This window comes from Sinomicrobium soli (assembly GCF_003285545.1).
In the GTDB taxonomy this organism is placed as follows: Bacteria; Bacteroidota; Bacteroidia; order Flavobacteriales; family Flavobacteriaceae; genus Sinomicrobium.
The window spans coordinates 54,199-71,477 of the sequence record NZ_QLNV01000019.1 but is presented as its reverse complement, the minus strand read 5'-3'; the positions used below and the strand labels follow the sequence as shown (position 1 = coordinate 71,477).

Annotated in this window: 10 protein-coding genes; 7 read left to right on the top strand and 3 right to left on the bottom strand. The window is 50.0% G+C overall.

All coding sequences use genetic code 11. The features are described from left to right. From DN748_RS19155 to DN748_RS17200, 7 genes are all read left to right on the top strand, one after another. A partial coding sequence (locus DN748_RS19155; RefSeq protein WP_112373078.1) for a beta strand repeat-containing protein occupies positions 1-3,237 on the top strand: 3,237 nt, incomplete at its 5' end. A gap of 7 nt (positions 3,238-3,244) precedes the next feature. Then, positions 3,245-5,770, top strand: coding sequence for an Ig-like domain-containing protein (locus DN748_RS17225; RefSeq protein ID WP_112373077.1), 2,526 nt, complete (start codon positions 3,245-3,247; stop codon positions 5,768-5,770). Between the two features lie 30 nt (positions 5,771-5,800). Then, positions 5,801-7,018 carry a gliding motility-associated C-terminal domain-containing protein gene (locus tag DN748_RS17220; RefSeq protein WP_161554598.1) on the top strand — a complete coding sequence of 406 codons (1,218 nt, stop codon included), beginning with the start codon at positions 5,801-5,803 and terminating at the stop codon, positions 7,016-7,018. Positions 7,019-7,040: 22 nt separating this feature from the next. Beyond that, the gene (locus DN748_RS17215; protein ID WP_112373075.1) at positions 7,041-7,949 is read left to right on the top strand and encodes a PorP/SprF family type IX secretion system membrane protein; all 909 of its coding nucleotides are present in this window, start codon (positions 7,041-7,043) and stop codon (positions 7,947-7,949) included. Between the two features lie 17 nt (positions 7,950-7,966). Then, positions 7,967-9,892: an OmpA family protein gene (locus tag DN748_RS17210; RefSeq protein ID WP_112373074.1), complete on the top strand. Its 1,926-nt coding sequence runs from the start codon at positions 7,967-7,969 to the stop codon at positions 9,890-9,892. A gap of 65 nt (positions 9,893-9,957) precedes the next feature. Continuing rightward, the gene (locus tag DN748_RS17205) at positions 9,958-10,653 is read left to right on the top strand and encodes a helix-turn-helix domain-containing protein (RefSeq protein ID WP_112373073.1); all 696 of its coding nucleotides are present in this window, start codon (positions 9,958-9,960) and stop codon (positions 10,651-10,653) included. A 242-nt stretch (positions 10,654-10,895) separates the two neighbouring features. Then, positions 10,896-11,597, top strand: coding sequence for a helix-turn-helix domain-containing protein (locus DN748_RS17200; protein WP_146746639.1), 702 nt, complete (start codon positions 10,896-10,898; stop codon positions 11,595-11,597). Here the strand turns inward: DN748_RS17200 and DN748_RS17195 are convergent. The 3 genes from DN748_RS17195 to DN748_RS17185 form a co-directional block, all read right to left on the bottom strand. Then, entirely contained in the window at positions 11,587-12,414 is an 828-nt protein-coding gene (locus DN748_RS17195) for a TrmH family RNA methyltransferase (protein WP_112373071.1), read from the bottom strand. The genes DN748_RS17200 and DN748_RS17195 overlap by 11 nt on opposite strands. A gap of 195 nt (positions 12,415-12,609) precedes the next feature. Beyond that, positions 12,610-13,917, bottom strand: coding sequence for an amidohydrolase family protein (locus tag DN748_RS17190; protein WP_112373070.1), 1,308 nt, complete (start codon positions 13,915-13,917; stop codon positions 12,610-12,612). 204 nt (positions 13,918-14,121) lie between these two features. Further along, entirely contained in the window at positions 14,122-17,094 is a 2,973-nt protein-coding gene (locus tag DN748_RS17185) for an amidohydrolase family protein (RefSeq protein ID WP_112373069.1), read from the bottom strand. Positions 17,095-17,279 lie beyond the last annotated feature (185 nt).

Genomic DNA, 17,279 nt, shown 5'->3' with positions numbered 1-17,279 from the left:
ACTTTTGACAGTGGCAACGGCAGTCCCGTAACGATCGACACCAATGCCGATGCCCTTGCTTTTGACAACAGCAGCAATGGGTTTACTTCAGACAATGTACAGGACGCCCTGGAAGAGCTCAAGACACAACTTGACGGAACCACGGATGAACTGGTGGATAATGGCAACGGTACGTTTACCCATACTGCAGTAGACGGTACGGTGGTGACCTTTGATTCGAATACAACTACGGTCAATGTTGTGGACGGAGTGTATACTTTCCTTGACGGCGACAACCAGGTGATCACGAGCATCGACACTAATGCGGATGCAATTACGTATGATAACAGTAGCAGCGGCCTGACTGCAGGTGATGTCCAGGATGCTATCGACGAGCTCGTAAACCATATCAACAACGGTGCGGGAGTAGAGCTGGTAGACAATGGCGATGGCACGGTCTCGCTTACCGCTGATGACGGTACGGTATTGGGTACGGTAGATAAATCCTCGCTGACCGATAACGGTGACGGCACCTATACTTTTGACAGTGGTAACGGCAGTCCCGTAACGATCGACACCAATGCCGATGCGCTTGCTTTTGACAACAGCAGCAACGGCTTTACTTCAGATAATGTCCAGGACGCCCTGGAAGAACTCAAGACACAGCTTGACGGAACTACGGATGAACTGGTGGATAACGGCAACGGAACCTATACCCATACTTCCGTAGATGGTACAGTAACCACGATTGATGCGAACACGACGAGTGTTACAGAACTGGATGGGGTATATACCTTTACGGATGCCGCCGGCAACACGATCACAACCATCGACACCAATGCCGATGCCCTTGCTTTTGATAACAGCAGCAACGGGTTTACTTCGGACAATGTACAGGACGCCCTGGAAGAACTCAAGACACAGCTTGACGGAACTACGGATGAACTGGTGGATAACGGCGACGGAACCTATACCCATACTTCCGTAGATGGTACAGTAACCACGATTGATGCGAACACGACGAGTGTTACGGAAGTCGACGGGGTATATACCTTTACGGATGCCGCCGGCAACACGATCACAACCATCGACACCAATGCTGGAGCAAGCGGTTATGACAATACCACCAGCGGGCTGGCCTCGAATAACGTCCAGGACGCTATCGACGAGATCGTAACCAACATCAACAACGGCGCGGGAGTAGAGCTGGTAGACAATGGTGACGGCACGGTCTTGCTTACTGCTGAAGACGGTACGGTATTGGGTACGGTAGATAAATCCTCTTTGACCGATAACGGTGACGGCACCTATACTTTTGACAGTGGTAACGGCAGTCCCGTAACTATTGATATACCTGCATCGGTAGTAAACCAGTTTGACGAGATCGTCAACGGCGGACCTGTTGAGGTCAATGGCGATACATATACTACGGTTGAGGAATACTTACAGTATGTAGTAAACAGCAATGAGACACTTACCGAGTTGTCTTATGACGAAAACACCAATCAGCTGAACTTCAAAGATGAGGCAGGAACTACCCACAATATTCAGTTGAATAACACCGATTTAAGTTATGATGAAACTACACAGGAATTGGTGTATGTAGATAGCGAAGGTAATAGATCAACAATTGACTTAGATAATTTAGTTAACTCTAACATCAATACCGGCGACCTTCTGACACATGCCGACGAAAGAATTAGTATTGTAGACGGAGCAGATGCACTGTTGCACGATGTTCGTATTGATGTAAATGAAGCCAACCTGAGATTGCAAAATATCGGAGGGACACTCCAGGTATCACAAATCCAAAATGGAACACCCAATCAAATTTTGGTAACTAACGTAGGTGGAAATGGGGTAACCTGGGCAGATCCCGTGGCGATTGCTGAAGGAAGCTTGACTTCTGATGATATTGAAGTAACGAACGGAAATAATGCGATCTTTAAGGATGTTGCATTAGAGATAAAAGAAGGTGCTATCACGACTGATAAATTAGCAGCCGGAGCAGTTACTCCTGAAAAAATTGAAGCGGGTGCTGATAATACGGTGATGATTACTAATGAAAACGGTGAGGTAGTTTGGGTGCAGCAAACCGATATGGTGGCTGCCAATGAAACCCTGACCTCAGCGACCTTCGACGCAACAACCGGTATTTTGACCTACAACGACGAAGACGGTACAGCCAATACCTTGGATTTAGGTGCGATGGTACCGAACTTTGAAACATTGACTACTGTATCGGTAGACAATGCAGCCGGAACCTTGACTTATGTAGACGAAGATGGCACCAGCAACGTGTTGAACCTGGGCGATCTGGTACAGGCACAGGAAACTGTCACCAACTTGGTTTACGATGCAGGTACAGGTGTAGCGACTTACACGAACGAGGAAGGTACCGATCAAACGATCGACCTATCAGCAGTAGTAGATAACTTTGAAACCGTAACCACTGTATCAGTAGACAATACCGCGGGTACATTGACTTATGTAGATGAAAACGGCGCTACCAACACCTTGGATTTAGGCGCCTTGGTAGACGCACAGGAAACTGTAACCTCAGCGACCTTCGACGCAACAACCGGTATTCTGACCTACAACGACGAAGACGGTACAGCCAATACCTTGGATTTAGGTGCGATGGTACCGAACTTTGAAACATTGACTACTGTATCAGTAGACAACGCAGCCGGAACCTTGACTTATGTAGACGAAGATGGCACCAGCAACGTATTGAACCTGGGCGATCTGGTACAGGCACAGGTAACCGCTGACAACGGCCTCACCAAAACAGACGGAAACATACAATTGGGCGGAGCATTGACAGATCCGACGACAATAACTGCTGATGCTGCCAATACCTTGGCGATAGCTGGTTTGCAGACCGGGGCAGGTACTGATAATGTGGTGGTGGCCGACCCGGCCAGTGGGGTGTTGAGACAGGTTAAAGCAGTGATGCCGAAGTTCTTTTATATGCCTTCTGTTGTTTTTGATGTTTCTTCTACGGGAACTGGGTTTACAAGAGACTTGCATCAGGAATATACAGAGCAGTTCGGTAACCCGGTTGTAAGCAGTACGGGGGCAACCAATGGTATTCCTACCTTGACAGAAACGGAATTGGAATATTATGTAACCTATTACGATACCAATGTATTTGGCAATGTAACTATTGATGCTGATGGTACCCTGCACTACGATATTATTGGTACGAGCCCTACCGCAGCTTCATTTATGAATATTGTTTTTGTTGTAAAATAGACCATAGATGATATTTAAAAAGAATAAGATATCCGTTATACTATGGAGCTGTGTACTTGCCTGGCTGTTTGTGCAGCCGGTAAGTGCACAGTTTACCATTACCGATGACTTCAGGAACCAGGGGTCTCCCGATGTGGTTATTGGCGACAATGCCTATTTCACCTCGGGGGTAGCCGACCCGGTAGGAGCGGGATGGCTGCGATTGACGGAGGCGGCAGGTAACCAAAAGGGATATGCCTATATCAACCGTTCTTTCCCATCTACGCTGGGGTTGATTGTGGATTTTGAATATACCATGTGGCGGGATAACTCCGATAATACGTACCACGGCGCTGATGGATTTGCCATGTTTTTATTTGATGCTGCTTATGGTCCGGGGAACTTTGTCCTGGGAGCTTACGGAGGTTCGCTGGCATACGCAAACAGTACGCAATCTTCACCGAATACAGGAGGAGTTACCGGAGGTTATGTAGGGGTAGGTTTTGATGCCTATGGTAACTTTGTCAGATCTTCAGAAGGAAAAAATGGAGGTTCCTCGGGCCTTAGTCCCAATTCCATTGCGCTTAGAGGGCCAACGACGTCAAACAGTCCTTCCGATTCGAATACAAACCGATATTTAGACGGGGTTACCATTTTGAATAATGGTAGTATAGTTGATGCACTCGATGAGGCGGGAAATGCCCAGCACGATGTAATTGATTATAACACCACTGTTACGGAACGCCCGTCTTATAGTACTTTTTATCGCCGGGTCCAGCTGGAAATCATCCCGACAACAGGAAATACGTACAGGATCATTGTACGATGGACAACAACGCAGGGAGGTGCTTTTACCGAATTAATTGACTACACTACGAACGAAGCGCCCCCCAGTCTTTTAAAATTAGGTTTTGGAGCATCTACCGGTGGAGGGTGGAATTATCATGAACTCCGCAATCTGCAAATTACTACGCCCAATAACCTTCGGGTAACCAAAAAAGCCGACAAGGATATTCTCAGAAGTGTTCCTGCCGGAAATAACGCCAATGAGATTACCTATACCATTGAGGTGACCAACGATACCGACCAGCCCTATACCAATGCTACCTTCCTGGATGAATTGATAGACATCAACGGCGACCCCATACCCACCTCCATGTTCCATATCGATAATATCTCACACAGCGGGTTTGATGCGATCAGTATCGCACAAATACCGGGAGAAAACAAGATAGAAGGAAACCTGACCATTCCTGCGAACACCATAGGGTATATTACGGTAACCGGAACATTAAACGGGATACCGCTTTCCAATTTGCTTTCCAACCGGGTAACCGTACTGTCGGTGGATAATGATGATTTTGACCTGGGGAACAACACCTTTACGGTCAATACCCCTGTGATTGCCGAGAATGTAGATTTGATGCTTCAAAAAAACACTGTTGGGTCAGACTGTCTCGATGAAACCAACGGAAATACATATGAATTGCAAGTAACCAATATGGGAACCCTGGATGCAACCTACAGAAGGACGGGAAGTAGTAGTGATAATAACAGAAATCGTATAGTGGTCATCAAAGATATTCCTCCCGGTTTTGATTATGATGATAGTGCCACTCCGGGAGGATTTTATACAAATTTAAATACTACTACTAATGGTTCTCCAGCAAGACGTTGGTCTAAAGTCATTCTAAACAATACCCCGAGTTCGGGCTATACCCGGCATATCTATATAGCAAGAGGTGCATCAAACGCTGATCTGACCCTGGCAGGGATGGGTACCACCATGCCCTATCCCATTCGCTATACCATAACGCCTCCTTCGGGTACTACGTCTTACGTGGATGAGGCTACGGTAGAGTACAGAGGGGCAAATGGAAACACGGCGTACGACGGAGGCAATATAGAATCGTCGTACAGTCCGCCGAATACCGCAAACAATACCCATACCGAAACCATCGCAACGATTTCGACCCCTCCCGAAGTAGGATCGGCTACCATTTATTACTGCCAGGGAGATATTGCAGCAGCTTTAACGGCTGAGGCCGATACAGGAAACACCCTGAACTGGTACCTGAACGAAGGAGGTGTACCGGCTACCACAGCTCCTACACCTTTTACGGATGTGTTGGGAACCACTACCTATTACGTAAGCCAGACCAACGGCAGTTGTGAAAGCGAATTGGCCGAAATAGAAGTTGTTGTTCTGGAAAAACCGACTTCCGGAAGTATTTCAGGTGGGGAAGAAATCTGTGAAAACACACAACCCGGTCAAATTGATAATAATGCATCGGGAACCGGTTTTGGAACCATTACCTATCGTTGGGAATATTCCGGTGATAATGGCAATACCTGGGAAGTGGTTAGCGGGGCAACCGGAGCAAATTATCAGCCGCCTGTACTTTATACCGATACCCAATACAGAAGGATTACCATAGCTACAAATACTGGCGGTCATAGTTGTGAATCAGATGCAACTAATGAAATTCTTATCAGTACAAGGAATTGTACGGTGATTACCAATCCCATGCTGCCCAGCAGGGCCAAACAATAATTAAGGATTATGCATTATAAAACTACATACATGGGTTTAACGGCAGTCCTGGCCGTATCGCTTTCCCTTCAAGGCACATGGGGCCAGACCGTAAACACCGGTACCATGACCATAGCTCCGGGTACGGAAGTGTCCACGCTCGGGCATTTCGACAATACGGAGAACGGCGATGTGATGAACGACGGTATCTTTTATATCTACGGGAACTGGAACAACGACGGGCTGGTGAGTTTTACACCGGGCCAGGACACCGGGAATACACTGTTCCAGGGGATATACGGCAAACAGCGGATCTCCGGGAATATGCCTTCGGATTTCTATAATATACTGTTTGACAACCCGGCCTCGCAACCGGCCTTCGAACTTTCGGGGGATATCAGTATCTCCGGCCTGGCCGGTTTTAAGGACGGTATCGTAGATGGCGATGCCTTTGGCGGGCTGGTCACCTTTCAACAGGGAGCCACACACGACCGGGTAGCCGACCAGAGTTTTGTAGACGGGCAGGTGCGCAAGATAGGGAACGAGGCGTTTGTATATCCCATCGGTGACGAAAAGATGTACCGGAGGGCCGCTACTACCGGTCCGGCCAACCCGGACGATCACTTTACCTCGCAGTATATCCTCGAGAATTCCGATACGCGGTATCCGCACCTGGAAAAAGAGGTGGTGATCGACCGGATCGACGATGCGGAGTATTGGGAGATCAACCGTACTAACGGAAACTCTTCCGTGGTACTGACCCTTTCGTGGGACAACCGGACCACTCCTGCCGGATTGCTGGCGGAAGAGACGGGCAGGGACCTGCATATCGTTCGCTGGGACGAGATCAGCGGGCAGTGGGTAGACGAAGGCGGGGTGGCCAATGTGGAAGAGAAAACCGTAACCACCGCCGTATCGGGCTATGGGATATTTACGTTTGCCAAGGTACTCGTAGAAGATACCCCGGAACACGACCTTATCGTCTATAACGGGGTGTCGCCCAATGGCGACGGCCGGAACGACTTCTTTTTTATCAAGGGACTGGAACGCTACCCCGACAATACCGTGGAGATCTACAACCGCTGGGGGGTAAAGGTCTATGAAGGGCGCGGATATGACAACAGTGCCATCCGTTTTGACGGCTATTCACACGGAAGGGCTACCGTAAACAGCAACAAAATGCTGCCCACGGGAACCTATTTCTATATTATCAAATACAAGGAAGGCAATGCGACGAGAGACCTGTCGGGGTATCTCTATATCAATTAACGAGTTATTAAAAAGCACAGCGATGAAGAAGATAATACTGGTATTGGGACTGTTGGTGACGGGGATGTCTTTTGCGCAGCAGGAACCGCAGTTTACACAGTATATGTACAATACTATGAGTGTAAACCCCGGTTATGCGGGAACAAGGGGGACGACCAGCATTTTCGGACTGCACCGCCGGCAGTGGATCGGCCTGGACGGGGCGCCGAAAACGTCGCAGTTCTCCATACATGCTCCCATAAGCTATAAAGGGCACGGGCTGGGGCTCTCCATTATCAATGACGAGATCGGCCCGTCTACGGATACCTATGTCAACGCTTCTTTTTCCTATAAACTTCGCGTGGGATATGATACCTGGCTGAACCTCGCGGTAATGGCCGGGGGGAGTTCCCTTGTGGTAGACTACAACAGGCTGGATATTTACGATAAGGACGACCCTAACCTTACCGGGCGGCTGAGCAAGTTCTCGCCCAATTTCGGGGCCGGGGCCTACCTGCATTCGGAGAAGTGGTATGTAGGGCTTTCGGTACCGGCCATGCTGGAAACACATTTCTATGACGATGTAAAGCAGTCGGTAGCCAGGGAACGGATGCACTTTTACCTTATAGGGGGGTATGTATTTGACCTGGGCAATACCGTCAAATTCAAGCCGGCCACCATGGTCAAGGCTGTTTCCGGGGCCCCGTTGTCGGTAGACCTTACGGCCAATTTCCTGCTGTATGACAGGCTTACCCTCGGGGCTGCATACCGGTGGGATGCCGCAGTGAGCGCCCTGGCCGGGTTTGAAGTGACCCCCGGGTTACAGATCGGGTATGCTTACGACCGCGATACCCACAGCCTGGGAAATTACAATTCGGGATCTCATGAGATCTTTATCAGGTTCGATTTTACCTCCCTGAAAAGCCGTATGATCTATCCGCGATTCTTCTAAACTAAAACCAGAGATCAATGAACAGACGTTTACTTACTATCGTATTGGCCGTGTTTGCCGTTTCTGCCTGGTCCCAGGAAAGACGTAAGGAGAAAGCCGATAAAGATTACGGGAAGTATGCCTATATCAGTGCCGGCGAGATGTACGAGGCACTTGTGGAACAGGGTTTCGGATCTGCAGGCCTGTACGGTAAACTGGCGGATACCTATTATTTCAATGCGCGGTATGAAGAAGCGCTGAAACATTATGAAAAGATGTTTTCCTACGGGGAAACAGAGATCCCGGATGAGTATTACTACCGCTACGGACAGTGTTTGCGTGTGTCGGGCAGGAAAGCGGAAGCGGACAGGTATATCGCACGGTTTTATGAAAAGACCGGGCAGAGCCCGGAAGATGTTACCGCACTTACCGGCGCTGTTGCCACCCTTGCCGACGGTTCGGCGAGGTATCGTTTGCAGGACGCCGGGATCAACACCGGTTATGCCGATTTCAGTACGGCCTATTACGGCGACGGTCAGGTGGTCATATCTTCGGCCCGGGATACCGGGGTACTTGTAAAACGCAGGCATAAATGGAATGTCATGCCCTTCCTTAAACTCTATACCGCCGATATCAATGAAGACGGCACCTTGAGCAACCCGCAGAAAATAAGGGGCGGGGTCAACTCGAAATACCATCAGACCACGGCTGCAGTGACCCGTGATGGGAAGACCATGTATTTTACCCGCAACAATTACCGCAGGGGGAATTTCGGCAAGGATGAAGACGGTACCAATCACCTGAAGATCTACAGGGCTACTTTCGACGGAAAGAAATGGACCGGCGTCGAGGACCTGCCAATCAACGACGATGCCTATTCTACGGCACACCCCGCACTCAGCGCCGATGAAACCCATCTTTATTTTGTGTCCGACCGGCCGGGAAGCCTGGGGGATACGGATATTTTCAGGGTCGGTATAGAAGAGAACGGCAGTCTGGGCACCGTGGAGCACCTCGGAGAAGAGATCAATACGCCCGGTAAGGAAACCTTTCCCTACCTGGACGAAGAGGGGCAGTTGTACTTTGCCTCCGGCGGGCATAGCGGTTTTGGCGGGCTCGATGTGTTTACCGTACTGGAAGGGCCTTTCGGGAAATCCCGTATAGTAAACCTTGGCCCCCCCGTAAATACCGAACGGGACGATTTCGGCTTTGTCATGCGTAAGGACGGAACAGGGTTTCTCTCTTCCAACAGGGGCGAAAAAAGCGGTTTCGACAATATTTACAGCGTGTCCGGGGCACCGATAAGCCTGGAGGCTACCCTTTGCGGGCGGGTGATAGACAGTGTACGCCGTACGCCCGTGGCAGGGGCCGAAATAGGTATAAGGGATAAGGATAACGAGATCCTGGCCACGGTAAGCAGTGATGCGGACGGACGCTTCTGCGTTCCCGTATGGCCTTTTGAAGGGTATAACCTGAGAACAACACAAACAGATTACCTGACCAGGGAGCAGTGGGTAACGCCCCTTGGGAATGAAGAGAAAAGGGAATTGCTGGTAGAGCTGGTAAAAGACCGGACAGAATTTACCACGGGAGACGATCTTACCGAAAAACTCGGACTGAAACCGATCTATTTCGACTTCGACGGTTCGTCTATCCGCAAGGTGTCGGAAATAGAACTTGGCAAGGTTATTGCGGTATTAAAGAAGTACCCCGAGCTCAGGGTAGATGTCCGTTCACATACCGATAGCCGGGGCAGTCATGCCTATAACGAGGCCTTGTCGGAACGAAGGGCAAAATCGACGATAAACTATATCCTGGAAAAGGGAGGTATTTCCCCGGATCGGGTCAGTGGTAAAGGTTACGGAGAGACCCGGTTGGTAAACGGCTGTGCCGATGGCGTGACCTGTAGTGAAAAAGAACATCAGCTAAACAGAAGAAGTGAGTTTATTGTTATGAAATTATAATTACACCCGATACCTGTAGTAACACCCCTCTACGGACTGCGGATGATCTGAAACAACCTGATATAATGAAACGTTTTGAAGCAGACAAGCAGTCCGTCAGCACGGATCATTGCGATTATGTTGACGGAATGCCCAGTGCAGAAGCCGTATTGAACAATCTGAAAACCGAGTTTGGTGTCAGGACCAATAGGGAGTTATCCGATGTGCTTGAAGTGAGGGCCAATACCATATCGACCTGGAAAAAGCGCAACAGCCTGGATTATGCCCGCCTGATCGGGATAGGAAAAAAATACGGTATGGACCTGAACCGGATTTTCCTGAATAATATTGCCAGCCCGCAGCACAACGATATTATTGCGGTCCCCCGCGAACTGCAATACCAGTATGTCACCAGGAGAAGGGAGAACGCCTTCCTCGAAACATTGCCGCGATACCGGTTTCCCTTCCGGTACAGCGAAAACGCCAGGGCATTTCAAATGGCAGATGCCACTCATTCCTTTAACTTCCGGGGAGTCTCTTATGTGATAGGCGAACCTGATCTCATCGAAAAAGAACTGCAATACGGGGAAACCTATGTGATTGTCAGTGAAAAAAGAGGCCTGTTTATAGGCAGGGTAGAGCAGCAGCAGGGAAGCAGGAACATGATCAATGTCATTACCAGGGACAACGAGATGATGAAGAACAGCATCGGGATGGACAGAAGCGAGATCATGGAGCGATGGAAGGTTACCAATATGATTTTCCAGGATTTGATCGGATAGACAAATTTGTCATCCCAACTAACGTTTAAGCAACCGCATACATGGAGATGACGTTTTTGTCTTCATAGATCAAATTTGATAAGTTTACACAAAACTCCTTCTTCCGCCTGTCCGGCACTCAGCCACCGGTTCGTAATATTCTGCATATCCGGATACTAAGAATCCCATACCCCCGTTAATGATATTACTAACTTTTATTCACGGATTGAAATCTGTGGATATCTTTGATCGAGGTGAATAAAATGAAGCGCAATAAAACAAACAACCTGAATACTGATAAACCCTTTCATCACGCGGATAGCGAAACGGAACCCGGTGTGGAGGAAATCCTGGACAACCTTAAACTGGAACTGGGGTTAAAGACCAATAAGGAGCTGTCCGACCTGCTGGAGGTTAGGGCCAACACCATTTCTACCTGGAAGAAGCGAAACAGCCTGGATTATGCGCGCCTTATCGAGATCGGCAGAAAATACAGCATAGACCTCAACCGGCTGTTTTTCAATAATGCCGCAGAAACTACTGATTTACGGGGAATTATTACCGTACCCAAAGAATTGCAATACCAGTATGTCACCAAGCGGGACAATGAAGTTTTTTTAAAAAGCCTGCCCCGGTATCGTTTCCCGTTCCAGTTTCAACCGGGGTCCCGCGCCTTTCAGGCTACCGATATGGTGTATTCTTTCGCCTTCAGGGGGATTTCCTATGTGATAGGAGAACCGGTATCCCGTATGGATGAAGTCATTTTCGGGGACACCTATGTACTGGTCAATCGCGAAAGGGGTATTTTTATAGGAAGGGTAGAAAAAGAGGTCAACAGGCCCCATGCCGTAAATGTGATCATGAACGATAGTAAGATCATGCTCAGCAAGGTAGGGATGCCCGAAGATGAGATCATTGAGATCTGGAAAGCCACCAATATCATCTTTCAGGATTTTATCGATTGAGGTGTGCCTGGCCTCCGAACCCCCGCTGCCTTTTAGCTTCGAAGATAAGAATGGCGGCACTTACCGAGACATTCATGGAATCGATCTCTCCTTCCATGGGAATAACAATATTCCGGTCCGTACCTCGTAACCATTCCTCACTGAGCCCGGTAGCTTCCGTACCTACCACAATGGCCGAGGCCCCTGTAAAATCTACCGTATGATAGGGTACCGAGGCAGTGAGTGCTGCTCCGTACATATGAATATTGCGGTCTTTCAGAAAAGCGATGACTTCTGTCGTGGTTCCCGTTGCAATATTTCCGGTAAACACACAACCCACGCTGGAACGTATGATGTTGGGGTTATAGAGGTCGGTCCTGGGATTGGCGATGATCACCGCATCGGCATTGGCGGCATCGGCCGTACGCAGCAAGGCGCCTATATTGCCCGGTTTTTCCGGGGCTTCGGCTACGAGTATCAGCGGATTTTTGCTGTGTAGCCGCAGCGTATCCAGTGTGTGGCGCCTGCTTCGGGCTATGGCCACGACCCCTTCGGTAGTGTCGCGGTAGGCCAGCTTATGGTATACCCCGGCAGAAATACCGATACACTCCGGAACGGGGACACCGGTGTCTTTCCACAATGCCGCAACCTCTTCGGGGTCACAGATGGCTTCATGAACCAGGACGGTGGTGATATCAAACCCTCCTTTAAGGGCCAGGGAAAGTTCTCTTCTCCCTTCCAGGACAAATAATCCCGAAGATTTTCTTGTCCTTGCCTTTTCCTGGAGTTGTACCGCCTGTTTTACCAGGGGGTTCTGTACGCTGCTTATGGTTTTCACTTTACCGGCTTTTGCGCAAAAATACGAATCTTTGGTGTAGTTCTTAGTTCTTAGTTGTTAGTTGTTAGTTTGGGCATAAAATGTCATTCAGAACGCAGTGAAGAATCTCCGGGCTTTCAGTGCTGTTGTTGAATTTCCTTTGGCCGGGGCGGAGATTCTTCGACTCCGCTGCGCTTCGCTCAGAATGAACTGTGTTTATTGTTCGGTCTTATATTTTTCCGTATAACGTTTCCAGAGTGCAGTCTGGTGCGATTCCAGGCTGATCTCCCTGCCCTGAATAAAGGCGTGGGAGAGTATATTGGTACGCATGTCCAGGGCATCCCCGTCTGAAATAAACAGCGTGGCATCTTTCCCGGTTTCCAGCGAACCGGCTATCCTGTCTATACCGAGTATCCGGGCATTGTTGAGGGTGATCATCTGTACCGCTTTTTCCCGGTCCAGTCCGTATGCGGCAAAGGTGCCTGCATAGAAAGGGAGGTTCCGGGTATTCATACGCTCCATGGCGCCGCTCATTTCCAGTCCCGCAACCACGCCTTTTTCGGCCAGCAGGGCTGCAAGTTTATATGGCTGCTTTACATCCGCATCTTCTCCTACGGGCAGGCGATGAGGCCTGCTGAGGGCTACGGGGACCTGGTGCTTACGAAGCATATCGGCTACTTTCCACGCTTCGTTACCTCCTACGATCACCATATACTTTACACCCTGGTCCAGTGCAAAGTTTACGGCATCGGTAATTTCCCGTTCGCCATCAGCGTTGATATAGAGTTTGCGGGAGCCGTCAAACAGCCCTTCCATCGCTTCGAAAGGGAGGTTTACCGGGGAGCGCTCTCCTTTGAGATAGGTTCGGGCACCGGCAAAGTAACCGTTGATTTCCCGGATAATCTTATCGTAATCCTTATTGGGCCTGTAAGCAGTTGGTCCTGCAAAGTTTCGTCCGGAAGACCTGAACGCATTCGGCCAGTGCAGGTGTATGCCGTCGTCTGCTTTCAGGGCGGCATCTTCCCAGTTCCAGGCATCCAGCTGTACTACTGAGGAGGTCCCGGAGATCACTCCGCCCCGGGGTGCCACCTGAGCCATCAGGATACCGTTGGGCCGGCAGCTTTCTATAATCCGGGATTCGGTGTTATGGGCAATAAGACTGCGTATATGAGGCAGAAAGTCTCCCACATCAGCCTCGTCATCACTGGCCCGTACCGCATCTACCTCCACCAGGCCCAGTGTGGAATTTACCGCGATAAAACCGGGATAGACATGCTTGCCCGAAGCGTCGATAACCCGGTCGTAATCTCCTGCTGCTACCCCGGAAAGCGGCCCCGCATAGATTATTTTGCCTTCCCGGAAACCTATGCCGCTGTTCTCTACTACCGTACCGTCGCCTATATGTGCCGTAGCCCCGGTAATGAGAACGGCCCCTTGTTGTTCCGGCGCCGGGGTCTGCTGTGCCTGCAGCAGCGACATGCCGCACAGTATAAAGAATATGTTTAGCGTATTGATCGTATTCATGGTTTGGTTTTTTAGTTTGGTTTATTGTCATTCCGGCGCAGGAGAACCCCGAAGGGCTCAACGCAGTTAAATCTCCGGGCTTTCGGTACTGTTGTTGAATTTCCTTTGGGCCGGGGCGGAGATTCATCCCTGCCGGCCGAATGGCCGGACTCCGCTGCGCTCCCCCGATGCCCGGGACAGGCTGTTCTGAATGACAGCCTTGTATTAAAGGCCATACACCTCGGTATCGCAGTGAAAGTGTTTTTCCGCCTTCTGTTCCGGGGCCCGGGTCTTCATGCCCTTGTTTTTGGCCTCGATCATCTGGTTGATAAGTGTATTTCTCTCGCGTACCATATCCTGTTGCGCCTTTTGCATCAGGGAGTAATCGTAATAGGGCACTCCTTCTATATACGTCTTCTCGGCAACGGCATAAACCGAAAGCGGGTGGTCGCTCCACAGTACCAGGTCGGCATCCTTGCCTTCCTTGATACTTCCGGTCCTGTGGTCGAGGTGCAGCATTTTTGCCGGGTTTATGGTAATCATTTTCCAGGCTTCCTCTTCAGGTACCCCGCCGTATTTCACGGTTTTTGCCGCTTCCTGGTTCAGCCTTCTCGACATTTCGGCATCGTCGGAATTGATGGCCACGTTCAGTCCCTGGCTTTCCATAATGGCGGCATTGTAAGGTATCGCATCGTTGACCTCAAATTTATAGCCCCACCAGTCGGAGAAGGTGGAAGCCCCCAGTACCCCGTGGGCCTTCATCTTATCGGCCAGTTTATACCCTTCCAGGATATGGGTAAAGGTATTTACGGTAAAACCGAATCTTTCGGCCACTTTCATCAGCATATTGATCTCGCTTTGTACATAGGAGTGACAGGTGATAAAGCGCTTTCCGTCAAGGATCTCCGCGAGGGTTTCCATTTCATAGTCAAAACGGAAAGGCTTCCCGCTTTCTTTGGCTTCGGCATATTCCCGGGCCCGTTGAAAATAATCGGCATATACCTGTTCGACCCCCATTCTCGACTGTGGGAAACGGACGGTCTGTGCGGAACCCCAGTTCGACTGTTTTACATTTTCCCCGAGGGCAAACTTGATGAATTCCGGGGCGTTTTCATAGATAAGCCTATCGGCCGGAAGTCCCCATTTGAGTTTGATAATGGCCGAGCGTCCGCCTATGGGGTTTGCCGAACCGTGAAGCACCTGTATGGTGGTCACCCCGCCGGACAGGTTGCGGTAGATATTGATGTCGTCGGCATCGATAACATCTTCCATAGACACTTCGGCCGACGAATTATGGCCGGATTCGTTGACCGATGCGGCGGCGATATGGGAATGTTCGTCAATAATTCCCGCCGTAAGGTGTTTTCCGGTCGCATCGATAACCGTGGCTCCGGAAGCCGGAAGGTCTTTGCCGATACGGGCGATCCTGCCGTTTTTTACCAGTACGTCGGTCTGTTCCAGTATCCCCGTATCTTCGCTGGTCCATACCGTAGCATTCTTAAACAATACGGATTGTGTTTCAGGCAGCCTGGTAAAACCGTAGGCCTTGTTCGGGTAAGTTATGGGAAGGCGTTGGGGGATAAAACTGTCTTTTTTGTCCTTGTCCCCGGGAGTATGGGGCTTCTGCCTCGCGGCTGTCCAGCGGCTTTCGGTGCCCCCGGCGGTTATGGCCTTTCCTTCCAGTTGCTTCTCATCTTTTACTTTTCCTGTAAGACGGGTAAACCCTTCCTTGTCTTCCGGGGTAAAAAACAGGTTTATCCAGCCGTTTTTATAGGTTATTTTCGATTTCAGTGCAGTGGTATCCGATTTCAGTTCCGCAGACGGTTCTTCGATACTGCCTTTCAGGGTGAGGGTGTATTCCTCTCCGGCTACCGAAAGCCGGTATTGTCCCCTGATATCCCGGGTGCCCATATCGGTAATGATATGCTTTTGACCGAGTACCCAGTTCTCATACAGGGTGGTCTTTTCATCAAAAATGTCCCCGGAAGTGATCAGGAAATTGGCATAACTCCCTTTGTCCAGCTGCCCGATATGTCCGGCCTGTCCGAGCAGTTGTGCCGGTACGGTGGTCAGCGCTTTGAGGGCTGTAGTCTTGTCCAGGCCGTAATCAATGGCCCTTTTCAGGTTGGTTTTGAACCCGGAGGTGTTTTTAAGCCCGTTTAAGGTAAGGGCAAAGGGAATACCGTGTGCTGCCAGGGCGGCCGGATTTCCCGGGGCCTGGTTCCACAACCGCATATCGGCCAGGGCCACCCGCTGTGCCAGCATGGGATCGGTAACGTCATAGGCATCGGGAAAATTGAGGGGAAGTATAAAGCGCGCACCCGTAGCCTTGATCTCATCGATACGCTGGTATTCGTCAACACCCCCTTTAAGGATGTATTCCAGGCCGAACTCCTTTGCGATTTTTGCGGCCCGAAGGTCGTTCTGGTAACTTCCCGTTTCAAAGATCTGCGGCAGCGTCCTGTTGCGGACCAGGGCTTCGAGTGAGAGGTCCCTGTTATCGGCATGTCCGCCGGCATACCATTCCGCATCCCGGTACAGTTGCCGTATCAGTGCCATGGCGCCCATAAGCGAAGTCGGGTAGTTCTGTGCCGAGGCCACACTCTTGGAAAAGGAGAGGTGCTGTGCAGTGTTCTGTTGCAGGATACGCTGGTCGTAGGCATCGGCAGAATCCAGTGCAACCAGCATTCCCGTGCCCCTTATGATACCGTCGGGAACATGTGTGTTGACCACTCCGAACCCGTATTTGATCAATTCACGTGCCCTGGCATTATCGAAGGTAAAATGATCACCGGCCTCCTTTTCCGGCATTACATGGTCGTTCCAGTAATACCCTTTTCGGGAAGCGTCGTACTGCGGGGTACGCCCCCGGGACGCGGGACGGGAGGGTTTCTGTACCCCGAAATCACTGTAGATATCGATAAAAGAAGGATAAATGTACTTGCCGTCCAGGTCAGTAATCAGGCTGTTATCCGGAACAGATACCTTTTTGCCGGCAGCCACAACCTTTCCGCGGTGGATAAGAAGGGTGCCTCCTTCGATAACCCTGTCGGGGGTTACGTAGATAGTGGCATTGGTAAAAGCCGTATAACTGTTGTCGGTGGTCCTGACACCGTCGTTTTTCGGGAAGTATTCCTGCGCATAAATAGTTATCGAGCACAGCACTGCCATTAAGAAGAGGGGTAATCGTTTTTTCATGGATTACTTGAATTAGTGTTAGTTGCTGCCCTAAAAATACTATAACTCTTACTATTTCCGCAATGAAGGGGGGAATTTAACTTTTTAGTTCTTAGTTCTTAGTTCGTAGTCTGTACTTGTAAGCCGGGGGCTTCGATATACCGATCACTGCGTTCCGGCACTCAGCCACCGGCCACCTCCCTAAC

Bases quoted from the DNA above. Each gene is read 5' to 3' on its own strand.
- DN748_RS17185 (WP_112373069.1), bottom strand. From the start codon at position 17,094: ATGAAAAAACGATTACCCCTCTTCTTAATGGCAGTGCTGTGCTCGATA.
- DN748_RS17205 (WP_112373073.1), top strand. From the start codon at position 9,958: ATGAAACGTTTTGAAGCAGACAAGCAGTCCGTCAGCACGGATCATTGC.
- DN748_RS17220 (WP_161554598.1), top strand. From the start codon at position 5,801: ATGGGTTTAACGGCAGTCCTGGCCGTATCGCTTTCCCTTCAAGGCACA.
- DN748_RS17225 (WP_112373077.1), top strand. From the start codon at position 3,245: ATGATATTTAAAAAGAATAAGATATCCGTTATACTATGGAGCTGTGTA.
- DN748_RS17190 (WP_112373070.1), bottom strand. From the start codon at position 13,917: ATGAATACGATCAATACGCTAAACATATTCTTTATACTGTGCGGCATG.
- DN748_RS17200 (WP_146746639.1), top strand. From the start codon at position 10,896: ATGAAGCGCAATAAAACAAACAACCTGAATACTGATAAACCCTTTCAT.
- DN748_RS17215 (WP_112373075.1), top strand. From the start codon at position 7,041: ATGAAGAAGATAATACTGGTATTGGGACTGTTGGTGACGGGGATGTCT.
- DN748_RS17210 (WP_112373074.1), top strand. From the start codon at position 7,967: ATGAACAGACGTTTACTTACTATCGTATTGGCCGTGTTTGCCGTTTCT.